Raw genomic sequence first — 21,416 nt, 5'->3', positions numbered from 1 at the left:
AGCACACGAGACGGCACCCAGGAGCCAGTTTGATCCGCGACGCCCGCCCCGCCGATGCCGAAGCCATCGCCGCCATCTACAATCCGTACATTGCCGCCACCACCATCAGCTTCGAGGAAGAACCGGTGCCGGCGGACGCCATGCGGGGGCGAATCGCCGCGGTCGAGGAAGACGGCCTGCCATGGCTGGTGCTGGAAACGGACGACGGCGCCATCGCCGGCTATGCTTATGCGACCCGGTGGCGCGTGCGCCATGTCTACCGCTATTCCGTGGAAACGACGGTCTATATCGCGCAAGGAGAGACCGGAAGCGGCCATGGCACCGCGCTGTACACGGCGCTGCTGGAACGGCTGCGCGAGGCGGGCTGCCACCTGGCGATCGGCGGCATTGCCCAGCCGAACGCGGCCAGCGTTACGCTGCATGAAAGGATGGGCTACAGGAAAGTCGCCCACTTCGGCGAAGTGGGCTTCAAGTTCGGCACCTGGATCGACGTCGGCTACTGGGAACTGAAATTGCAGGAATAAGCGGTCACTTGCGCGCGGGCTGAACGCGCGAGGGTGGCTTCGCGCCCGGCGCCGCCTGCGGGCGCGCCTCCGCCTGGGGCCGCGGCGCGGCCTGGTACAGCGGCGCCACCTTCGGCAGCATCGCCGTCAGGTCGCTGATCCGGGTATCGTTCGACGGGTGGGTCGATGCGAATTCGGCCGGCGCCTTGTCGCCCGCCTTCTGCGCCAGCGCGGCCATCTTGCGCCATACGGCCACCGAGGCTTCCGGCTTGTAGCCGGCGCGCGCGGCCAGTTCCAGGCCCATCGCATCGGCCTCGGATTCGTTCTGGCGCGAGTTCGGCAGCATGTACAGGTAATGCGCCACCGTGTTCGCCGCCTGGATTTGCGCCTGGCTGTTCGGCGCGGCCGCCAGGGCCGTGGTCGTCAGCGCATTCTGCGCATACGCGCGCGACACGCGCTCGCGGCCGTGCTCACGCAGGGCATGGGCGATTTCATGGCCCATGATGATGGCGATCTCGTCGTCGTTCAGCTTCAGTTGCCTGATCAGGCCCGTGTAGAACGTGATCTTGCCGCCCGGGGCGCAGGTGGCGTTGACCACCGGCGCATCGATCAGGGCCAGCTGCCAGTCCCACTTCGCGGCATCGTCCCGGAATGCCGTGACCTGGGCCTGCAGGCGCGCGGCGATTTTCTTCAGCCGTTCATATTCGGCGCCCTTCGTCACCAGCTTTCCCGCCGACCTGGCGCTGCTGTTCTGCTGCGTGTAGTTGACCAGCGCCATCTGCTCCACCTTTTCCGCGGACACCAGCATCAGTTGCTGGCGCTGTACACCGACGGTGCCCGGTTTCGTCGTCGATGCGCATGCCGCCAGCAGCGAGACAGCGGCCAGGATCCCGAGCCGGTATTGCCCAATTCGTTTCTGCATTTCGAACTCCCTGTCATGTGGGGTTCTTACTGTCCGGGATTGCTAAAGGGCAGTCAATTTCCAATCGTTAATTGTTTTACCGTTATCAAAGGGGCACGCAATGCTTGAGCTATCGCTATAATTGCCGCGCCATCAACGATCAGGAGAAAACGGCATGAATTACGCACTGCTGGGTGCAGCGCTGCTGCTCTGCCAGACGGCTGTCCACGCCAACCCGTTCGGGGTCATCGAGTCGCAGCCGCGCAGCGAACTATGGGTGAACCCGGGCTTCTATTCCTACCACTTCGACCGCGACAAAGGGCTGGACGATACCAATCCCGGCATTGGCGCCGAGTACCGCTTTTCAACGGTGGCGGCCGCCACGGTGGGGCGTTTCCACAACAGCGACCGGGCAATGTCGAACTATGCCGGGATCTACTACCAGCCATTCTCGCTGGGCCCCCTGCGGCTGGGCGCCGTCGTCGGCGCTTTTGACGGCTACCCGAACCACCGCGACGGCGGCTGGTTCCCGGCATTGATTCCCGTGGTAAGCGTGGAGTACCAGCGGGTGGGTGTGAACTTTGCTATCGTACCGAAGTACAAGGATCGCCTGCATGGCGCGCTGACCATCCAGCTCAAGTTCAAGCTGACGGACTGAGGATCGTACCGACTGCCGAAGGCGCCGTGACCGCGATGTCGCGCGCTGTGACCATGGGCGCGACGACGGGCACCGCCGCATGCACCACCAGCACGACAATAAGCATGACGATTCGACAAGATTGCAAAAAATGAACAATATCGCCACCCAGGAACAACGAGCACTGGCGCCCGGGAGCGACGGGGATGGCCCGCCGCCGGAACTGCTCCGGCTCGCCGGCTACCTTTGCGGCAAGGAAGTGGCTCCGGAAACGCTGGTTGACGAGCAAGCGCTGCTGGCGTGTGCCCCGCCGGCGATGAGTGCCGGGCAGCGTCAGGCGCTGGCCGACCTGGCCGCCACCGCCGCCGCGTGCCAGCGGCTGAAACGCCAGCTGGCGCGCGCCGAAAGTTTCCTGTCCGGTTTCGCCGAGCACTCCCCGTCCCCGCTGTGGATCAAGGACCGCAACGGCAGCTACGTGATGGGCAACGCCGCGCTGACCGGTTTCTTCGGCGTGCCTACGGTGGTCGGCATGGATGACAGCCATTTCTGGCCTGAAGACGTGCGCCATAGCCTGGAGGAGCAGGACCGCGCGGTGCTCGAGAATGGCGAAACGATCAAGACGATGGAAACGTCGCACGACGGCACCCGCCACTGGCTGGTGCACAAGTTTCCCATCGATGTCGGCGGCGAACCGTTCCTGGGCGGCTCGGCGATCGACATGACCACCGAGGTGGAAAAAGAACGCGCCCTGATACGGCACGACACGTTCTACGTGCTGCTGTCGCGCCTTTCCGCCCTCATCTCCCGCGCAAAAACGATCGACGCGCTGTGCCTGGACGCGTGCCGGTTCGCCTGCCACCAGCCGGGCCTGGAGATCGTCGATATCAGCCGGGTCGACGAGGCCACGGGCAGCCTGAAACTGTTCGCCTCGGCGGCGCGTGACGGCACCGAGCGGCAGGCGAAGGATTTCGAAACGGGTGCCGCCGCGGCGGACTGGTTCCTGCCCGAGCTGGCCGGCGCCGCCGTCGCCAGCGGCAAGCTGCAGTTCTCGAACCAGCTGGCCGGCGCGGACGGACGGATGGCCTCGTGCATGGCGATTCCGCTGTTCGTCAACGGCAAGTGCTGGGGCGTGATCTCGTTCTACTCGCACCGCCCGGAATTCTTCGACCATTTTTACCGGGAGCGCGCGGGTGAGCTCGGCAATGAACTGAGTTTCGGCATCGAGCGCCTGGTCAATGCCCAGGAGCTGTCCCGGCTGGCGCGCACGAATGCGCTGTCCGGCCTGCCCAGCCGGCTGCGCTTCGACGAGGAAATCGCCGCGCTGGCCGCCGTCAATGCCAGCGGCACGGTACTGCTCATTAACATCAACCGGTTCGACGAGATCAGTTCCGCCTACGGCAACACTGCCGCGATCGGCCTGATGCGCCAGGTGGCGCAGCGGCTGAAGGATCAGGTGGCGGACCGGATGGTGCTGTCGCACGTGGGCATCGGCCGCTTCGCGCTGTTCTACCCGGCGGACGAGGAGCGCTCGCCGCGCGCCTATGCGCGCGATACCATCATTCCCCTGCTGGAAGGCTCCTACCAGGTGGACCAGCAAAAGATCTGGTGCGCCATCAACGTGGGCGCGGCGATGCTGCCGGAAGACGGCACCAGCGCCGACGAGCTGCTGGTCAAGGCCTGGGACGCGCTGGCCGGCGCCCGCACCCAGGACGAGCCGATCGGCTTCTACGACCGCGACGCCGATCACGCGCTGGCGCGCCAGATCAATATGGAGGCCGAACTGCGCGAGGCCGTGGAACGGGGCGAGTTCGTCAACTTCTACCAGCCGAAGATCGATCTGAAGTCGGGCAAGCTGGCCGGCGCCGAGGCGCTGGTGCGCTGGCGCCATCCGGTGCGGGGGCTGATCCAGCCGACTGAATTCGTGCCGGTGCTCGAGCGCAGCGGCCTCGTCACCCAGGTGGGCCGCAACGTGATGCAGCGCGCCATGGAAGACTGGCGCGAATGGTACGACGCGGGACTGGAGCCGCCGCAGATCGCCGTCAACGTGGCGCCGGCCCAGTTCCGCTGCGATTCGCTGTTCGACGACATCGAACGCGCCCTCAATACGGCGGAGGCGCACCTGTCGCCACTGTCGATCGAGGTCACGGAAAGCAGCCTGGTGGCGGATCACCGGCGCGTGGTCGATATCCTCACCCGCGTGCGCGACCTCGATGTGCCGGTGGCGATCGACGACTTCGGCACCGGCTACTCGTCGCTGGCCTACCTCGTCACGCTGCCGGTCGACGTGCTGAAGATCGACCGCTCGTTCGTGATGAAGATGGCGCAGGATGCCGGCTACATGGGGCTGGTGTCGACGATCGTGTCGCTGGCGCACAGCCTCGACCTGAAGGTGGTGGCCGAAGGCATCGAGACCGAAGAGGAAGCGAAGCTGCTCAGGCTGCTGCGCTGCGAACAGGGCCAGGGCTACCTGTACGGCCGGCCGCTGCCGGCCGCGGAATTCGCCAAGCTGCTGCGCCGGCAATGAACGGCTGACGCGCAACCACGCCCGGCACCGATTTTCCTGCTATCGGCACCGGTTTTCCTGCCTGTCACCCGCGACGTGGCCGCCCTCCGGAACAGCCCGCCGCTTCGCCGCTACTTTCTGGCGATCTGGTCGAGGATGTGCTTCGGCACGCCGGCATAGTGCTTGAACTCCATCGTGTACGTGGCGCGGCCCTGGGTCAGCGAACGCAGCGTGGTGGAGTAGCCGAACATCTCGGCCAGCGGCACCAGCGCGCGCACCAGCTTGCCGCCGCCGCCGGGAATCTCGTCCATGCCCTGCACCATGCCGCGGCGCGTGGTGAGGTCGCCCATCACGTTGCCCATGTGTTCTTCCGGCGTTTCCACCTCCACGTCCATGATCGGTTCGAGCAGCTGCGGGTCGGCGCGGCGCATGCCGTCCTTGAACGCCATCGAGCCGGCCATGCGGAACGCGTTTTCGTTCGAGTCGACGTCGTGGTACGAGCCGAACGTCAGGGTCGCGCGCACGTCGACCACCTGGTAGCCGGCCAGCACGCCCGAGCGCAGCGTTTCCTGGATGCCCTTCTCGACGGCCGGAATGAATTCGCGCGGCACCACGCCGCCCTTGATCGCATCGACGAATTCGAAACCCTTGCCCGGTTCGAGCGGTTCCAGTTTCAGCACCACGTGGCCGTACTGCCCGCGGCCGCCAGACTGCTTGACGAACTTTCCTTCGACATCGGACACCGCTTTCTGGATCGTTTCGCGGTAGGCCACCTGCGGCTTGCCGACCGATGCCTCCACGCCGAACTCGCGCTTCATCCGGTCCACCAGGATCTCCAGGTGCAGCTCGCCCATGCCGGCCATGATGGTCTGGCCCGATTCCTCGTCCGTGTGCACGCGGAACGACGGGTCTTCCTGCGCCAGCCGCGACAGGGCGATGCCCATCTTTTCCTGGTCCGCCTTGGTCTTCGGTTCCACCGCCTGCGAGATCACCGGCTCCGGGAACACCATCTTTTCCAGCACGATCACGTGGTCGGGGTTCGACAGCGTGTCGCCGGTGGTCACCCCCTTCAGGCCCACGGCGGCGGCGATGTCGCCGGCGAACACCTCCTTGATCTCCTTGCGCTCGTTGGCGTGCATCTGCAGGATGCGGCCGAGCCGCTCCTTCTGCCCCTTGGTCGGGTTGTAGACGGTGTCGCCGGAATTGACGACGCCGGAATACACGCGGAAGAACGCCAGCTGGCCCACGAACGGGTCGGTCATGATCTTGAACGCCAGCGCGGCGAACGGGTCCGAATCGCTCGGATGGCGCTCGATTTCGTTGTCGTGCTCGTCATGGCCGGCAATCGCCGGCACATCGAGCGGCGACGGCAGGTATTCGATCACCGCGTCGAGCATCGCCTGCACGCCCTTGTTCTTGAACGCGCTGCCGGCCAGCATCGGCACGATCTCGCCGCGCACCGTGCGGGCACGCAGCGCCACCTTGATCTCTTCCTCGGTCAGCGTTTCGCCGTTCAGGTATTTCTCGGTCAGCTCGGGCGTCGCTTCGGCGGCCGCCTCCACCATGTTCTCGTGCCACTTCTGCGCCAGCGCCTTCAGCTCGGCCGGAATGTCCTCGTAGCTGAACTTCACGCCCTGGCTGGCATCGTCCCAGATGATCGCGCGCATTTTCACGAGGTCGATCACGCCCTGGTAATGGTCCTCGGCGCCGACCGGGATCTGGATCGGCACCGCGTTGCCCTTCAGGCGGTCGCGGATCTGCTGCTGCACGCGGAAGAAGTCGGCGCCCACGCGGTCCATCTTGTTGACGAACGCGATGCGCGGCACCTTGTACTTGTTCGCCTGGCGCCACACGGTTTCCGATTGCGGCTGCACGCCGCCCACGGCGTCGTACACCATCACGGCGCCATCGAGCACCCGCATCGAGCGTTCGACCTCGATGGTAAAATCCACGTGGCCCGGCGTGTCGATGATGTTGATGCGGTGTTCCGGGAAATTGCCGGCCATGCCGCGCCAGAAGGCAGTGGTGGCCGCCGACGTGATCGTGATGCCACGCTCCTGTTCCTGCTCCATCCAGTCCATCGTGGCCGCGCCGTTGTGCACCTCGCCGATCTTGTGATTCACGCCGGTATAGAACAGGATGCGCTCGGTGGTGGTGGTCTTGCCGGCATCGATGTGGGCGCTGATGCCGATATTCCGGTAACGCTCGATTGGGGTCTTGCGGCTCATGACATTCTCCTTGGACGGCGCGACCGCGCTGGTCGCGCACAAAAATTGTAGCAGCATCGGGTTGGCGCAGTTTGGGAGCGATTGCTTTTTTTCAAGCGCAGCAGTGCGGCCATGGGCGGCCCCGGCCGCTTATACTGGCAGATGCCAAAAAACAAGATCATGACAATGAAAAAACACTTTGCCCCCTGCCTTTCGGCCATGCTGGCCCTCTCTCCTTTTGCTGCTTCCGCCGTATTCGCGCAGGACGTGCCGGCGGCGGCCGATCCCGCGCTGGGCCGCTGCTCGATGCTCGCCGACCCGACCGAGCGCCTGGGCTGTTACGACGCGCTGGCCAACCGGCCCAAGGATGCCGCGCCGGCCATCGCCGCTTCGGGCGAACCAGCGGGCAATCCCGACCAGCAGCAGGGCGCGTTCCCCGGCGGACCGGTGGCGAAACCGGTGGAGCCGGCGCGGGCGGCTGCCGCCGGACCCGTGGTGTCGGTGCAGGTGCCCCTGTGGGAGCTCGACCAGAACAGCAAGCGGGGCGTGTTCAATTTCCGGCCGCACCGCGACACCTACCTGCTGCTGGCGAACTACAGCAACAGCACCAACGAGGCGCCGTTCAACGATGTCACGCCATCGGGCATCGACGCGCAGCACGTCGAACTGGCCTACCAGCTGTCGTTCAAGATGAAGATGATGGAAACAATCGCCGGTTCGCCGGTCGACCTGTGGTTCGGCTACACGCAGCAAAGCTTCTGGCAGGCCTACAACCGCAGCGAGTCCAGTCCGTTCCGCGAAACGAACTACCAGCCGGAGGTGATGGCGATCGCGCCGATCGGCAAGCGCCTGGGCGGCTTCGACTTCCGCTATGCGGGCCTGGGCCTGGTGCACCAGTCGAATGGCCAGTCGAACACGCTGTCGCGCAGCTGGAACCGGGTATACGGTGAACTGGGCGGCGAATACGGCAAGCTGGCCGTGACGGCGCGGATCTGGAAGCGGCTGGACAATTCACGCTCGGACAACGACAACCTCGACATTACCGATTTCATGGGCCACGGCGACGTGCGCCTGGTGTATCGAGATGGCGGCACCGAGTATTCGCTGATGGCACGCCGTAACCTGCACACCGACCATGGCGCCCTGCAGCTGGGCTGGGCCACGCCGCTGCGCTCGAACCTGAAGGGCTACGTGCAGTTCTTCTCGGGATACGGACAAAGCCTGATCGACTACAACTACTCGCAGATGTCGCTCGGCGCCGGCTTCCTGGTCGGGTTCTAGGCGCTTGCAGGTGCTCAGCGGCGGCCGCCGCCCAGCACGCGCGCGGGCAGCATCACCACCGCGCGCAGCAGCTCGAACACCGCGTCGACGCCGATGCCCACCAGCCGGAACGGCAGCAACAGCAGCCAGAAGACCGGATACAGCACCAGCGCCAGCAGGGCCAGCGGCCAGCAGACGAACAGCACCACCAACCACAGCATAAAGCTCAGCATCGCTTCCTCGCGCAACAGTTTATCGAAGCGCACATGGTGCCGGGTGTACGGGCGCGGCTCAACGGCCGTGCGACGGGTGGCCGGATCGGGCGACCGGCTGTCGAAAAGCGGGGGCGAACGGCCCGGTCGACCGGCGGCCGTCCCGGTTCATGCGAAGGCCATCACCTGCGGTTGCAGGGCTGCCTGGTACAGCACCCGGGCGGCCAGGCGCGCCTGCAGCGACGGGATCGAGCCGCCGGCGCGGTAGGCGAACGACACCTGCAGCACGTCGCCCCGCCTTGCCTCGACCGGCCGTTCGAGCGGCAGCGACATGTGGTGATTGAGCCAGTCGATCGTGGTGGCGCGCTCCTGCACGACGGCCAGGATGTTCTTGGTGATGAAGCGGACCGCGTTGACGGTGCCGTCGCGGTCGATGACGAACTTGCCTTCCCAGTTGTAGCTGGTCTCGTTCGGCTGGGTAAAGTCGATCACCGAGTAGACGGCCGGCTGGGCCATCTCCACCGTGCCGGGTTGCGCGACGCCGGGCTGCTGGAACTGCACGATCGGCGCATGAAAGCCTTCGAAGTCGTATTCCTGCTGCATCGGCTGGGCCGCCATCAGCACCGCCTCGGGCAGGAATACCGGCAACGGCCCGCCGAACTTCTGGAGATAGCGGCGCTTGAACCCTTCGATCACCTCGACCTGCTTCTCGCGCAGCATGGCCACGTGGATCATTTCGCAGATCACCACGTCCACCGGCTCCGGCGGCAGGTACTCGAAGGCGTCGGCATGGATCACCTCCACCTTGTCGCCGCAGCGGTTCATCGCCAGGAAACGGCGCGCTTCGCTCACCATGTCGGGATTGAAATCGACGCAATAGACCTTGTCGGCCCGCTGCGCCGCGAAGAACGACAGCGCGCCGGTGCCGCCGCCGAGCTCCAGTACCTTCATGCCGGGTTGCACCACATGCGCGATCGCGGCGCGGAAACCGTGCATGCGGTTCGCGTCCATCAGCATGTTGTGATGGTAGTGGACCGGGATGAACTGCCCCAGGTAGCAGCTTTCGAGCTCGCGTTCCGACAGCATGGTGGTTCCTTCTCGTGGCGACACCGGTATTATGCGCAACGAATTGCCACGGCAAAACGCGGAGATCGGCGGGGAAGAGGCGTCAGTTCGACGGTTCGGTACAATAGCCGCGGGTGAATGCCATGGCCTGGCAAGGCCGCGCAGCATGCCTGCTCCACCGTGGCGGGGAAGCGGCTCAGCGCCGCATCAGCTGTTCGGCCTGGTGATGGCGGATGGCCTTGGCGATCCATGGCTTGTCGGCGCGTTCGGCGAATTCGGCCGCATCGATGCGGAAGCCGGCGTCGCGCAGGCTGGCGTCGGCGCCTTCCTGCAGCAGCAGCTTGACGGCGTCCTCCTGCCCTTCTCGGGCGGCCAGCATCAGCGGCGTGACCTTGGTGGGCGATTCGGCGTCGATATAGGCGTGGTGCTCGAGCAGCACGCGCATGATGTCGAGCGCGCCGGCCGACGCGGCATAGTGCAGCGCGGTCCATCCCGGGCGGTTGACCTGCGCCCCCCTGGCCAGCAGCGCCTTCACGGCCGGCATGTTGTTCTTGAACGCGGCCATCATCAGCGCCGTATTGCCGTTGCCGGCCTGCGCCTCGAGCGCGATCTTCGGCTGCGCGATCAGCAGGTCGAATACATCCATCGCATCGTTGCGCAGCGCGACGATCAGGCCCGTCTCGCCCCGCTCGGGGTCGCGCACGTTCGGGTCGAGCCCGCGCGCCAGCAGCGGCTTGATGCGGCCGGCGTCGTTCACCTGGGCGGCGCGGAAGAAGGAAACGGCGGGGTCGGTTTGCGCCGCCGACGGCGCCGGTGCGAGCGCGCAGGCGGCCATCGCCGCCACGCCGAGCCGCATGGCCAGGCGTGAGCGCACCCTGCCGCGCAACTGGCGCAGCCGTTTCGCCAAGCCACGCAGCGACAGCCGCATCAGGCCCTCGCGGCGGCGAACAGCCTGAAGAAGTTGGCGCTGGTCGCCGCCGCCACCTCTTCGACCGAAACGCCCTTCAGCGTGGCGATGAACTCCGCCACGTGCGCCACATAGCCCGGTTCGTTCACCCTGCCGCGGTACGGCACCGGCGCCAGGTACGGCGAATCCGTCTCGATCAGCATCCGGTCGAGCGGCACCTCCAGCGCCACGGCCTGCAGCTCCTTCGCGCTCTTGAACGTGACGATGCCCGAGAACGAGATATAGAAGCCCATCGCCATCGACGCCTGCGCCACCGCCAGCGATTCGGTAAAGCAGTGCATCACGCCGGCGACGCCGCCGGCATCCGTACCGGCACCCTCTTCGCGCATGATGCGGATGGTGTCCTCGCTGGCCGACCGGGTATGGATGATCAGCGGCTTTTTCGACGCGCGCGAGGCGCGGATATGGGTGCGGAAGCGCTCGCGCTGCCATTCGAGATCGCCATCGAGGCGATAGTAATCGAGCCCCGTCTCGCCGATCGCCACGATCTTCGGGTGCCGGGCCAGCTCGACGAGCCCCTCGACGGTGGGTTCGGGCGTGTCCTCGTAGTCGGGGTGCACGCCGACCGAGGCGTAGATATTCGGATACTGCTCGGCCAGCGCGAGCACGCGGGGAAAGTCCGGCAGGTCGACGGAGACGCACAGCGCATGCGTGACCTTGTTCTCCGCCATCTTCGCGCGGATATCCGGCATGCGAGCGGCCAGCTCGGGAAAGTCGATATGGCAATGTGAATCGATAAACATGCGTCGATTGTAGCCGACCCGGCAAAAAACCGCCTGGGCCGCAGAATTGTTTCCCGAGACAGGGCGCATGGCAGGGGTTTCGGGGAGCGTCGCTCCCTGCCTGCCGGGCGAGGATGGCCTGCAGGCCATTCTTCCCTCCAGACCCCAATTACAGGAAATATTTCCAAACATCGGGGTCTGACCCCGGTTTTCGGCAACGTTTCAGGCGACGCGCTTGCCGAGGATGATCAGGTCGCGCTCCACGCCGTCCAGGTTGGCCACGCGGGGGAAGTGGGCCCATTCCTCGAAGCCGAACTTGCGGAACAGCGCGAGGCTGGCGCCGTTGTGGCCGAAGATGAAGCCCAGCACCGTGTGCACGCTGATTTGCGGGGCAAAGGCGATCGCTTCGGTCAGCGCGTACTTGCCGATACCCTTGCCGCGCCAGGCTTCGGCGATATAGATCGACACCTCGGCGGTGCCGGAATACGCCGGCCGGCCGTAGAAGTTGGAGTACGAGATCCAGCCCAGGATCTCCGGCCGGGCCGACGTATCGTCGGCGCGTTCGACGACCCACAGGGGGCGGCGTTCCGGCTGGTGGTCGTGGAACCAGTGCAGCCGCGAGTCGACGGACACCGGTTCCGTGTCGGCCGTGACTTCGCGCGAGGCGATGGTGCTGTTGTAGATGGCGACGATGGTCGGCAGGTCGTCGAGGGTGGCGATGCGGTGGCGGAAAGACATGAGAGGAAAAGTGGGTGCTTACAGCGTATGGGTGGCGCGCGAGGAACGCAGGGCCGCGCCGAGGATTTCCTCGATGCGCGCGCGGGTGCGCTGGCCCGCCTCGTCATCGGGGAAATGCACGCCGATGCCCTGCGCCTTGTTGTTGTTGGCCCCGGCCGGCGTGATCCAGGCGACCTTGCCGGCGATCGGGTACTTGTTCGGGTCGTCCATCAGCGCCAGGATCAGGTAGATCTCGTCGCCGAGCTGCCAGGTGCGCGTGGTGGGCACGAAGATGCCGCCGTTCTTCAGGAACGGCATGTAGGCCGCGTACAGCGCCGCCTTTTCCTTGATCGCCAGCGACAGCACGGCCGGCCGCGTCGGCGGCGCGGCGGCGCCGGCCACGCTGTTCGGATCGGGGGGACGCGTATTCATCGGCTCCTCATCTGTGATGACACCCGGCAAGCCGCTTCAGCTGCAGCGGGCCGTATAGTCGAGCAGCATGTCTTCGAGAAAAAGCTTCGGCGACAACGGGTGGTCCGACGTGCCGCGCCGCTCGGCCGTGCTCTTGATCGCCGCCAGCAGCCCGGAGACCGGCACCCGCTCGGCCAGCCCCTTCAGCTCGCGCTGGTAGCGGGGATAGTAGCGGATGCGGCCCGACAGCTTCATCGAGAACAGGTCGTACAGCCAGCGCTGCTGCCATGCCACCACCGAGCTCAACGGCACTTTCTGCATCTTGTCCGCCGTGCGCAATGCCGTTTCGACGGTGGGGTGCGCCAGGTATTGCAGCAGCGTGTCCATTTCCTCGCGGTTGCCCGTCTCGGCCTGCGCCAGCGCGGCCAGCGGCGCGCCGCCCTGCTCGCTGAGCCAGCCGTCGGCCTCGGCCACGCCCTGCGACTTCAGCCAGGCCAGCGCCTCGGCATGGGGTGGCAGCGCCAGCGCGAACTTGCGGCAGCGCGACAGGATCGTCGGCAAGAGCCGGTCCAGGCTGTTCGACGACAGCAGGAACACGGTGCCCGGCGGCGGTTCCTCCAGCGTTTTCAGCAGCGCGTTCGAGGCCGGCATGTTCAGCGCCTCGGCCGGATACAGCACCACCACGCGCAAGCCCTGCCGGTGCGTCGAGATGTTCATGAAATCGGCCAGCGCGCGCACCTGCTCGATCTTGATTTCCTTCGAGGGCGTCTTGGTCTTCTTCTTGTCCTCGCCGTCTTCACTGTCGCCCGCGCCATCGTCCTCGAACGCCTCGGGCCGGATGCGGCGGAAGTCCGGGTGGCTCTGCTGGACAAACCAGCCGCACGACGCGCAGGCGTTGCACGGGTGGCCATCCGGCCGCACGTCCTCGCACAGCAGCGCCTGCGCGAAATGCTCGATGAAGTCGGCCTTGCCGATGCCCGCCGGGCCGTGGAACAGCACGGCATGTGGCAGCCGCTGGCGTACGCCTTGCAGTTGCAGCCAGGCATCCTGCTGCCACGGATAGATCGCCTCGTTCATGGCAGCGCCCCGATGATTTCCGCCAGCTGCGCGCGGGTCGCCTCGATGGTCTGCGTGGAATCGATCACGCGGAAGCGCTGCGGCTCCTGCGCCGCGCGGCGCAGGTATTCATTGCGGGTAGCCAGGAAGAAATCGGCCTTTTCCTGCTCGAACCTGTCGAGCTGCCGGGTGGCGTCGAGCCGTGCGCGCGCCACGTCGAGCGGCACGTCGAACAGGATCGTCAGGTCCGGCCACAGCGCGGGGTGCACCCAGTTCGCCAGCGTGTCGAGCTTGGCCAGGTCGAGGCCGCGCCCGCCCCCCTGGTAGGCAAAGCTGGCATCGGTGAACCGGTCGGAAATGACCCAGGCGCCACGCGCCAGGGCCGGTTCGATCACCCGGGCGATGTGCTCGCGCCGGCTGGCGAACACCAGCAGCGCCTCGGTTTCCAGGTGCATGGCGTCGTGCAGCACCATTTCACGCAGTTTCTCGCCGAGCGGCGTGCCGCCCGGTTCGCGGGAACTGACGAGCTCCTGCCCGCGCGCGCGGATCAGCTCGGCCACAAACTGGATATGCGTGGATTTGCCGGCACCGTCGATGCCTTCGAACGTGATGAACCTGCCGCGTGCCGGTAAGATGCTCTGACTCATAAAAAACTTGCTTATTGCTTTCGCTGGTACTGGTTGACCGCCCGGTTATGGTCGGTCAGGTTGTCGGAAAACTGGCTCGTGCCATTGCCACGGGAGACAAAATACAATGCGCCCGATTTTGCCGGCGCCAGCGCCGCGCCGAGCGATTGCAGGCCGGGCAGCGCGATCGGCGTCGGCGGCAGGCCGTTGCGCATGTAGGTATTGTACGGGGTGTCCGTTTCCAGGTCCTTCTTGCGGATGTTGCCGTCGAATTTTTCGCCCAGCCCGTAGATCACGGTCGGGTCGGTCTGCAGCATCATTCCCAGCTTCAGCCGGTTGACGAACACGGCGGCGATCATCGCGCGCTCGGACTTCTGCCCGGTTTCCTTCTCGACGATCGACGCCATCGTCAGCGCCTGGTACTTGTCCGCGTACGGCAGGTCGGCCGTGCGCTGTTCCCATGCGGCGGCAAGGTGCTGCAGCAGCGCCGTGTGCGCCTGCCGGTAGATTTCCAGTTCGGACGAGCCCTTGGCGAACAGGTAAGTGTCCGGGAAGAACAGTCCTTCCGGCTGCTTGTAGTCCGAACCGAGCTTTGCCATCAGTTCACTGTCGGACAGGCCGACCGTGTCGTGCCTGAGGCCCTTGTGGCCGGCGATGGCCTGGCGCATCTGGCGGAACGTCCACCCCTCGATGATCGTCAGCGACTCCTGCGCATACTCGCCGCGCACCAGCTGGTCGATCAGCCGCACCGGCGTGGTGCCGGGCTTGAGTTCATAGGAACCGGCCTTCAGCTTGCCGCTCTTGCCGGTAAACCGCGCCAGCAGGTTGAACAGCAGCGGCTGGATCGGCACGCCGGCCTCGGCGATCTGCTGGCCGGCCGCATGGGCGCCGCTGCCCTTGCTGATCGTGAATGGAATGCTGTCTCCCTCGCCAACGATGGGTTGCTTCGACCACCAGGCAAAACCGCCGGCTGCGGCCGCGGCGACCAGCACGCCGAGCCCGATCGTTTTTGTTATGAATGCCATGTCGTATCCTGCCCGCGCGGGGCCGCGCGACCCGTTTTGGGGGTGGCCGGCGCGTTTGGCGCGGGATCTTTATAATGAGCCCGTAATGATAATGCTTCCGTAGCTAAATTAGCCAAATTTATGAACAACTGGAATCAACTCCTCTCAGCCCCCGCCCGATCGCCGGCCTCCGCGGCGCTCGCCGCAGGCTTCGTTGCCCCGGTCACCGACCTGGGCCTGATCGCCTTCACCGGCGACGATTCGGCGTCGTTCCTGCATTCGCAGCTGACCAACGACGTGGAACATCTCGGTACCGGAGAGGTGCGCCTGGCCGGTTACTGTTCGCCGAAGGGCCGCCTGATGGCCAGCTTCCTGATGTGGCGCGACGAGCAATCCGTATACCTGCAGCTGGCGCGGGACATCCAGCCGGCGATCCAGAAGCGGCTGCAGATGTTCGTGCTGCGGGCAAGGACGAAGGCGGCCGACGTGACCGACGCCCGCGTGGTGCTCGGCCTGGGCGGCGCCCTCGCGGAAACCGTGCTGCAGACCTGGTTCGACGCCCTGCCCCCGGCGCCGTACACGAAGCTCGACCATCCGCTCGGCACGCTGCTGCGCGTGGCGGACGCGTTCGGTGCGCCGCGCTACCTGTGGCTGGCCATGCCGGACACGGTGGCCACCGTCGCGCCGGAGCTGGCCGACCGCCTGGTGGTGGGCGGCAACGAGGCATGGCGGCTTTCCGACATCCATGCCGGCGTGCCGCTGGTCGCCGCGGCAACGCAGGAACAGTTCGTGCCGCAGATGATCAATTTCGAGCTGCTGGGCGGGGTAAGCTTCAAGAAGGGTTGCTACCCGGGCCAGGAAATCGTCGCCCGCAGCCAGTACCTGGGCAAGCTGAAACGGCGCACCGCGCTGGCAACGATCGACGATGCCGCCGTGACGCCCGGGACGGAAGTGTTCGCGCCGGCCGATCCCGGCCAGCCGTGCGGCATGGTCGTCAACGCGGCGCCGAACGGTTCGGGCGGCGTCGATGCGCTGGTCGAGATGAAGCTCGATGCGCTGGAAGGGGGCGACGTGCGGGCCCGTGCCGCGGACGGCCCGGCATTGGCGTTCCAGCCGCTGCCTTACGTGCTGGACAAGCTGGAAGTCTGATGGACCTGTATGTCTACTACCGCGTGCGCACCGGCGACGCGGCAAGCCTGCTGCCGCGCGTGCGCGCGCTGCAAGGGCGACTGGCGGCCACGCACGGCGTGGCCCCGCAACTGAAACGCCGCCCGGCCAGCGTGGACTGCGATCCGGACGGCGTGCAGACGTGGATGGAGGTGTACCCCGCCGCCACGGCTGGTTTCGCGGAAGCGCTGGCGCAAGCCGTTGGCGCCTCCGGCCTGGGCGCGCTGATCGCGGGCCCCCGACATACCGAAGTGTTCATGGATATCCCCTCATGTGCCTGATCGTTTTCGCCTGGCGCGTGGTGCCCGGCGTGCCGCTGATCGCCGCCGCCAACCGCGACGAATATTTTGACCGTGCCAGCCAGGCCGCCGGGCCGTGGGAGGAAAACCCGCAGGTGATCGCCGGCCGCGACCTGAAGGCCGGCGGCAGCTGGATGGGCGTGACGCGCCCCGACGGCCCCGAATGCCGGTGGCCGGAGAATGTGTCGCCGCTGCGCGCGCGCTGCCAGGACGGCGGCTTTGCGCCGGTCGACGGCGACGGCAAGGCGCCGTCGCGCTTCGCCGCGATCACGAACATCCGCGCGCCGCTCGATTTCAACCCGCAGGCGCCGTCGCGCGGCATGCTGGTATCGAACTTCCTGTCGGCGACGATGAGCGCCCGCGAATACGTCGAGCAGATCCGGCCGGGTGCCAAGGCCTACAACGGCTTCAACCTGGTGCTGTGCGACGGCGAGGAGCTGGTGTGGTTCTCGAACCGCGGCGAGGCCGACGCGCGCAACGGGCAGCCGCTGGAGCCGGGGGTATATGGCTTGTCCAACGCCTTGCTCGATTCGCCGTGGCCGAAGGTGGTGCGCACGAAGGCGCAATTCGCCAGCCTGCTGTGCCTGGGCGCCCCGGAAGAAGCCTATTTCGAGATGCTGTCCGATACCACGCGCGCGCCGGACCAGCGGCTGCCCGAGACGGGCGTGCCGCTGGAACGGGAGCGGCAGCTGTCGGCGGTGAAGATCGAATCGCCCGATTACGGCACGCGCACGTCGACGGTGGTGAAGCTGTACGCGGAGGCGCCGGCGGTGCTGCACGAGCAGGTGATCCGCTGACCGGGCAACGATGCCGAAAGCCGGCGCGGCATCGCGCGCCGGCGCTCAGGGCATCAGATCACGGCATCAGATCGCGGCATCAGATGTCAGTGAACACTTGCTCCGCCGGCAGCCGGGATTTCGGCAGCTTCGCATTGAAGTCCTCGGCGCTGCTGTAGCCCAGCGAGACGATCACGGTGGCCGCGAAGCCCTTGTCGCGCAGGCCCAGTTCCTTGTCCAGCACCTCGGCATTGAACCCCTCCATCGGCGTGGCCCCCACGTCCAGCAGCGCGGCGCCCTGCAGCAGGTTGCCCAGCGCGATGTAGGTCTGCTTTTCATACCAGTACGGCACATCCTTCTGCGTGAAGCGGTGCAGGTTCGTGTACGACATGCGGCCGGCGTTCTGCGATGTCCTGGCCGCATCGTTGACGAAACGGCCGTCCTTCGCTTCCTGTTCCAGCACGGCGGCCAGCTGCGCCTCGTCCGGTGCCACCTTCGTGGCCAGCACGATCACGTGCGAGGCATCGCGGATTTTCGCGGCGTTGTACTGGAAGCCCGCATCGGCGGCCTTCGCGATGCGCTCCTTGCCTTCCGGCGTGGAAGCGACCACGAAGTGCCACGGCTGCGAGTTCACCGACGAGGGCGCGAGGCGCAGCAGTTCGCGCAGCTGGCCGACGATTTCCGCCGGGATTTTACGTTCGCGGTCGTACGACTTGACGGTGTAGCGCTGGCGCGCCTTGGCGACGATATCCATGTTGTTTCTCCTTGGTTCACTTGGTGGGTGCCGGCCGCGCGTCGATCTTGACGCGCAGCAGCTCGTAGGGTTTGCGCCGCAGGTCGCGGCCGTCGTTGAAGCCGGCCTGGCGGTGCAGCTGGTTGGCGATCACGTACAGGTAGCCGTCCGGTCCGATCGAGAACGTGTCGGGCCACGACAGGTTCGGTGCCTGGGCGATGGTCTGCCACGTGGTGCCGCCCGCGGCGAGCTTCCTGATCGCATTGTGTTCGTAGTCGCCAGCGTACACGGCACCGCCGGCATCGGCTTCCAGGCCGTCCGAGGCTCCCTTGGCGCCGAGATCGCGCACGGCCAGCGCCAGCGCCGCTTCGGACACGCCCGGATCGCGCAGCAGCTTCGTGGGCACGGCATACAGGCGGCGGCTCGACAGCGCGCAATAATACAGCGTCGCGCCGTCGGGCGACAACGCGATGCCGTCGGATGCCACCTTGAAGGAAGCCGGCATCGGCTTGCCGTCGACCGCGGGCACGAAACCGGCCTCCGGCGACGTCGACGGGTGGCCGTCCAGGCGCCGCACCGCCTTGCCGGTCGCCAGGTCGAGCACGATGATCGCACCGGGACCGGACAGCGACGAGTCGGTGATGTAGGCCACGCCTTCCTTGCCTGCGCGGAAATCGAAGCGCACGTCGTTGACATACGTGGTGGGCAGTACCGCATCCGGCGCGAACACGATCGTCTTCACGACCTTGTCGGTGGCCAGGTCCACCGCGACGAGCTTCGCGCCGCCCGGCTGCGGGGCCGAGAACTTGGGCGCCGCCGTGTCGAGGATCCAGACCCGGCCGCGCCCGTCGGCGACCACGCTCTGCACGCTGATGAACGGATCGGCCGCCGCCGGATACGGTACCGGCTTGCCGTCGCGCAGCTCGGCCACGGAAGATGCCACGTCGTCGCCCCAGCGCGGGAAGTTGACGAAGATGCGGCCCCCTTCGGTGACCGCGACGCCGGTGGGCATCGCGCCGCCGAACGTAGCCACCCGTTCGAGCTTGCCGACGGTCGGGATGCCGTCAGCCGCGTGGACGGCGGCGCCGTTCAGCGCAAGAACGGCGGCTGCAACGAGTATCGATGCTTTCATGTTTCCTCTCCCGCCTGCCGTCAGAAGCCGGCCAGCACGAGCTTGCCGCGGGCCTTGTTGCTCTCGACGATCGCGTGGGCGCGGCGCAGGTTGGCCGCATCGATCCTGCCGAGATGCTCGCCGACGGTCGTCTTCAATGTGCCGCTGTCGACCAGCGCCGCCACGCGGTCGAGGATGTCGCGCTGGCGCGCCATGTCGGCCGTCTCGTACATCGAGCGGGTGAACATCAGCTCCCAGTGCAGCGAGATGCTCTTGCGCTTCAGGGGCATCGCATCGAGCGTGGCCGGATCGTCGATCAGCGCGAACTGGCCCTGCGGCGCGAGGATGTCGACGATGTCTTCGTAGTGCTGGTCGGTGTGCGTGAGGCTGATGACGATGTCCGCGTACTCGAAGCCGAGCTCCTGCAACTGCGCCTTCATCGGCCTGGAATGGTCGATCACGTGGTGGGCGCCCAGCGCGCGCACCCAGTCGCCCGTCTCGGCGCGCGACGCGGTACCGATCACGGTGAGGCCGGTCAGCTTGCCGGCGAGCTGGGTCAGGATCGAGCCGACTCCGCCCGAAGCGCCGATGACCAGCAGCGTGCGCCCTTGCCCGCCTCCTTCCGGCACCTTCAGGCGGTCGAACAGCAGTTCCCAGGCCGTCAGCGAGGTCAGCGGCAACGCCGCGGCATCGGCAAAGGCCAGCGTTGCCGGCTTGTGGCCGACGATGCGCTCGTCCACGACGTGCAGTTCGCTGTACGAGCCGGGGCGCGTCAGGGAGCCCGCGTAATACACTTCGTCGCCCGGCTTGAACGCGGTAACGTCGCTGCCCACCGCCTCGACGATGCCGGCGGCATCCCAGCCCACCACGCGCGGCGCCGTGACGGCCGCGCCGCGGCGCACCTTCGTGTCGACCGGGTTGACCGATACGGCATGCACGCGCACCAGCAGGTCGCGCGGTCCCGGCGCCGGATCGGGCAAGTCCATGTCGACCAGCGACGTGGGGTCGTCGATCGGCAGGCCGTGCTGGGTGTAGACAATCGCTTTCATGCTGTTCTCCGGTTGGGTTACGTTGAGCTCATCATATGGCGCGGGTGGCAAGTGAAAAACCCCTATAATCGGGTAGCACTTTCTCTCCCGGAATGAAAATGGTTCGATTCGACGACTTGGCCCTGTTTGTCCGCACCGCCGCCTGCGGCAGCTTCACCAAGGCCGCCCGCGAAGCGAACCTGCTGCCGGGCCAGGTGAGCGCCGCCATCATGCGGCTCGAGCGCGACCTGGATAGCCGGCTGTTCGCCCGCTCCACGCGCAGCCTGCGGCTGACCGACGAAGGCGAACGCTACCTGCCTTATGCGAAGGAGGTGATCGACCTGCTGCGCAACGGCCGCGACGAACTGCGCCGCGGCGACGAGACGCTCGCCGGCACGCTGCAGATCGCCGCGCCGTCCGATTTCGGCCGCAACCTCCTGCTGCCGTGGCTGACCGCGTTCCGGCGCCAGCATCCGAACCTGGAATTGCGCGTGCAGTTTTCCGACCAGGTGACGGACGTGTTCCGCGATCCGGTCGATATCGCGCTGCGCTACGGGAGCGTCGATGATGCCAGCTTCGTCGCCCTGCCCGTTGCCCCGGACAACCGGCGCGTGCTGGTGGCGTCGCCGGCCTACCTGGAACAGTGCGGCGTGCCGCAGTCGCTCGACGACCTGCCGCGGCATTCGTGCCTGTTGTGGCACATGGGAGGACGCCTGTACGACAAGTGGGGTTTTCCGGTGGAGCAAGGCGCGCTGCCGCCCGGGCGAGGCCGCCGCACCGTGCGGGTGAGCGGCCCGCTGGCCAGTGACGACGCGGACGTGGTGCGGCGCTGGGCCATCGCCGGCGAAGGCATCGCCTACAAATCGTGGCTCGATGTCAGCGCCGACGTGGGCGCCGGACGGCTGGCCGTCGTGCTGCCGGAACAACCGGGCGAGGCGGCGCCGCTGCAGCTGATCTGCCCGCACCGGCGGCAATTCTCTCCGGCCGTGCGGCAATTGCACGCGCTGCTCGCGCAGCGCTGCGCGGAGCTCGGTGCGCCCCCGTAGCGGACATCGGGGCCAGCCGGGCTTCAAAGGTGGCGCACCTCCGATGGCGGCGTTTCCCAGTTGTCATTCTTGCCATCCAGATAGGTGATCGGCGCGTTCGCCAGCTCTTCGGCCGAGGCGTCGTCGAGGCACGTGACATTGACCGCATAGAAGTCTCCCCACCTCGGCGACCGTCCAATGCCGAACGAACGGACCCCGCAGTACCGGCAAAACAGATGCTGGTCCGTTTTGGTATGGAACTGGTAACGCGTCAGCTCCCCCTCGCCGGCAAGCAGCCGGAACGCCCCGGGCTTGACGATGGCCGGCCAGAACCGCGCTTTCACGCAGATCGAGCAGTTGCACCGCAGCGTGCCGGCGTTCAGGTCGATATCGGCTTCGAAGCGCACCGCGCCGCAATGGCAACTGCCGTGATACGTTTTCATCGTCGATCTCCTGATGTCATCGTCAGATGATACAGGCTGACCG

23 protein-coding genes are annotated in these 21,416 nt (G+C 66.5%); 8 read left to right on the top strand and 15 right to left on the bottom strand.

All coding sequences use genetic code 11. The features are described from left to right. Positions 1-29: 29 nt before the first annotated feature. Positions 30-524, top strand: a complete 495-nt coding sequence (locus tag GJV26_RS28270) for an arsinothricin resistance N-acetyltransferase ArsN1 family B (RefSeq protein WP_155711893.1) — start codon at positions 30-32, stop codon at positions 522-524. 4 nt (positions 525-528) lie between these two features. Here GJV26_RS28270 and GJV26_RS28265 read toward each other — a convergent pair whose 3' ends face one another. Next, on the bottom strand, positions 529-1,425 hold the full coding sequence (locus GJV26_RS28265) for a M48 family metallopeptidase (protein ID WP_216643180.1): 897 nt from the start codon (positions 1,423-1,425) through the stop codon (positions 529-531). Between the two features lie 154 nt (positions 1,426-1,579). Here GJV26_RS28265 and GJV26_RS28260 point away from each other — a divergent pair, with 154 nt between their 5' ends. Then, on the top strand, positions 1,580-2,062 hold the full coding sequence (locus tag GJV26_RS28260; RefSeq protein ID WP_155711892.1) for a hypothetical protein: 483 nt from the start codon (positions 1,580-1,582) through the stop codon (positions 2,060-2,062). A gap of 130 nt (positions 2,063-2,192) precedes the next feature. Further along, the gene (locus tag GJV26_RS28255; protein ID WP_173346299.1) at positions 2,193-4,565 is read left to right on the top strand and encodes a bifunctional diguanylate cyclase/phosphodiesterase; all 2,373 of its coding nucleotides are present in this window, start codon (positions 2,193-2,195) and stop codon (positions 4,563-4,565) included. A 110-nt stretch (positions 4,566-4,675) separates the two neighbouring features. On the opposite strand, the gene fusA is transcribed toward GJV26_RS28255, so the two are convergent. Continuing rightward, positions 4,676-6,772 carry an elongation factor G gene (fusA, locus tag GJV26_RS28250; RefSeq protein ID WP_155711890.1) on the bottom strand — a complete coding sequence of 699 codons (2,097 nt, stop codon included), beginning with the start codon at positions 6,770-6,772 and terminating at the stop codon, positions 4,676-4,678. A 165-nt stretch (positions 6,773-6,937) separates the two neighbouring features. Between fusA and GJV26_RS28245 the strand changes: the two genes are divergently transcribed. After that, positions 6,938-8,032 carry a phospholipase A gene (locus GJV26_RS28245; protein WP_229419481.1) on the top strand — a complete coding sequence of 365 codons (1,095 nt, stop codon included), beginning with the start codon at positions 6,938-6,940 and terminating at the stop codon, positions 8,030-8,032. A gap of 14 nt (positions 8,033-8,046) precedes the next feature. Here the strand turns inward: GJV26_RS28245 and GJV26_RS28240 are convergent, their stop codons facing one another. The 9 genes from GJV26_RS28240 to mltG all read right to left on the bottom strand — a co-directional run bounded on the left by GJV26_RS28240 (position 8,047) and on the right by mltG (position 14,812). After that, positions 8,047-8,277, bottom strand: coding sequence for a hypothetical protein (locus tag GJV26_RS28240; protein WP_229427953.1), 231 nt, complete (start codon positions 8,275-8,277; stop codon positions 8,047-8,049). A 114-nt stretch (positions 8,278-8,391) separates the two neighbouring features. After that, on the bottom strand, positions 8,392-9,309 hold the full coding sequence (locus GJV26_RS28235) for a class I SAM-dependent methyltransferase (protein ID WP_155711889.1): 918 nt from the start codon (positions 9,307-9,309) through the stop codon (positions 8,392-8,394). A 175-nt stretch (positions 9,310-9,484) separates the two neighbouring features. Beyond that, complete coding sequence (locus tag GJV26_RS28230; RefSeq protein ID WP_229419479.1) at positions 9,485-10,216, bottom strand: ankyrin repeat domain-containing protein; 732 nt, start codon at positions 10,214-10,216, stop codon at positions 9,485-9,487. After that, positions 10,216-10,998 (bottom strand): TatD family hydrolase, encoded by a 783-nt coding sequence (locus GJV26_RS28225; protein WP_155711888.1) that lies wholly within the window; start codon positions 10,996-10,998, stop codon positions 10,216-10,218. The genes GJV26_RS28230 and GJV26_RS28225 overlap by 1 nt, the downstream gene beginning before the upstream one ends. Positions 10,999-11,199: 201 nt before the next feature. Further along, a complete protein-coding gene (locus GJV26_RS28220) occupies positions 11,200-11,715 on the bottom strand; it encodes a GNAT family N-acetyltransferase (protein WP_155711887.1) in 516 nt (171 codons plus the stop codon). An 18-nt stretch (positions 11,716-11,733) separates the two neighbouring features. Next, positions 11,734-12,126: a PilZ domain-containing protein gene (locus GJV26_RS28215; RefSeq protein WP_155711886.1), complete on the bottom strand. Its 393-nt coding sequence runs from the start codon at positions 12,124-12,126 to the stop codon at positions 11,734-11,736. A gap of 36 nt (positions 12,127-12,162) precedes the next feature. Continuing rightward, positions 12,163-13,182: a DNA polymerase III subunit delta' gene (locus GJV26_RS28210; RefSeq protein WP_155711885.1), complete on the bottom strand. Its 1,020-nt coding sequence runs from the start codon at positions 13,180-13,182 to the stop codon at positions 12,163-12,165. After that, positions 13,179-13,808 carry a dTMP kinase gene (gene tmk / locus GJV26_RS28205; protein WP_155711884.1) on the bottom strand — a complete coding sequence of 210 codons (630 nt, stop codon included), beginning with the start codon at positions 13,806-13,808 and terminating at the stop codon, positions 13,179-13,181. The genes GJV26_RS28210 and tmk overlap by 4 nt, the downstream gene beginning before the upstream one ends. An 11-nt stretch (positions 13,809-13,819) precedes the next feature. After that, positions 13,820-14,812, bottom strand: a complete 993-nt coding sequence (gene mltG, locus GJV26_RS28200; protein ID WP_155711883.1) for an endolytic transglycosylase MltG — start codon at positions 14,810-14,812, stop codon at positions 13,820-13,822. A 120-nt stretch (positions 14,813-14,932) separates the two neighbouring features. Here mltG and ygfZ point away from each other — a divergent pair, with 120 nt between their 5' ends. From ygfZ to GJV26_RS28185, 3 genes are read left to right on the top strand one after another with little or no spacing between them, the layout of a single operon-like run. Beyond that, on the top strand, positions 14,933-15,940 hold the full coding sequence (ygfZ, locus tag GJV26_RS28195) for a CAF17-like 4Fe-4S cluster assembly/insertion protein YgfZ (protein WP_155711882.1): 1,008 nt from the start codon (positions 14,933-14,935) through the stop codon (positions 15,938-15,940). Beyond that, a complete protein-coding gene (locus GJV26_RS28190; protein WP_155711881.1) occupies positions 15,940-16,239 on the top strand; it encodes a DUF4936 family protein in 300 nt (99 codons plus the stop codon). The genes ygfZ and GJV26_RS28190 overlap by 1 nt, the downstream gene beginning before the upstream one ends. Beyond that, positions 16,230-17,054 carry an NRDE family protein gene (locus GJV26_RS28185; protein WP_155711880.1) on the top strand — a complete coding sequence of 275 codons (825 nt, stop codon included), beginning with the start codon at positions 16,230-16,232 and terminating at the stop codon, positions 17,052-17,054. Before GJV26_RS28190 ends, GJV26_RS28185 begins: the two co-directional genes overlap by 10 nt. Positions 17,055-17,133: 79 nt before the next feature. On the opposite strand, the gene nfsB is transcribed toward GJV26_RS28185, so the two are convergent. Genes nfsB through GJV26_RS28170 form a run of 3 tightly spaced genes read right to left on the bottom strand, consistent with a single transcriptional unit; the run spans position 17,134 to position 19,926 of the window. Next, positions 17,134-17,787, bottom strand: coding sequence for an oxygen-insensitive NAD(P)H nitroreductase (gene nfsB, locus GJV26_RS28180; RefSeq protein ID WP_155711879.1), 654 nt, complete (start codon positions 17,785-17,787; stop codon positions 17,134-17,136). A gap of 16 nt (positions 17,788-17,803) precedes the next feature. Further along, on the bottom strand, positions 17,804-18,898 hold the full coding sequence (locus GJV26_RS28175) for an L-dopachrome tautomerase-related protein (RefSeq protein WP_155711878.1): 1,095 nt from the start codon (positions 18,896-18,898) through the stop codon (positions 17,804-17,806). 20 nt (positions 18,899-18,918) lie between these two features. Then, a complete protein-coding gene (locus tag GJV26_RS28170) occupies positions 18,919-19,926 on the bottom strand; it encodes a zinc-binding alcohol dehydrogenase family protein (RefSeq protein WP_155711877.1) in 1,008 nt (335 codons plus the stop codon). 98 nt (positions 19,927-20,024) lie between these two features. On the opposite strand from GJV26_RS28170, the gene GJV26_RS28165 reads away from it, so the two are divergent. Continuing rightward, positions 20,025-20,951: a LysR family transcriptional regulator gene (locus tag GJV26_RS28165; protein ID WP_155711876.1), complete on the top strand. Its 927-nt coding sequence runs from the start codon at positions 20,025-20,027 to the stop codon at positions 20,949-20,951. Positions 20,952-20,974: 23 nt separating this feature from the next. Here GJV26_RS28165 and GJV26_RS28160 read toward each other — a convergent pair whose 3' ends face one another. Then, a complete protein-coding gene (locus GJV26_RS28160) occupies positions 20,975-21,373 on the bottom strand; it encodes a GFA family protein (protein ID WP_155711875.1) in 399 nt (132 codons plus the stop codon). Positions 21,374-21,416: the final 43 nt, after the last annotated feature.

The sequence above is a fragment of the Pseudoduganella dura genome, assembly GCF_009727155.1.
GTDB classification, from domain to species: domain Bacteria; phylum Pseudomonadota; class Gammaproteobacteria; order Burkholderiales; family Burkholderiaceae_D; genus Rugamonas; species Rugamonas dura.
Note: the sequence above shows the minus strand (reverse complement) of the source record. Positions and strands in the feature narration are given on the sequence as shown.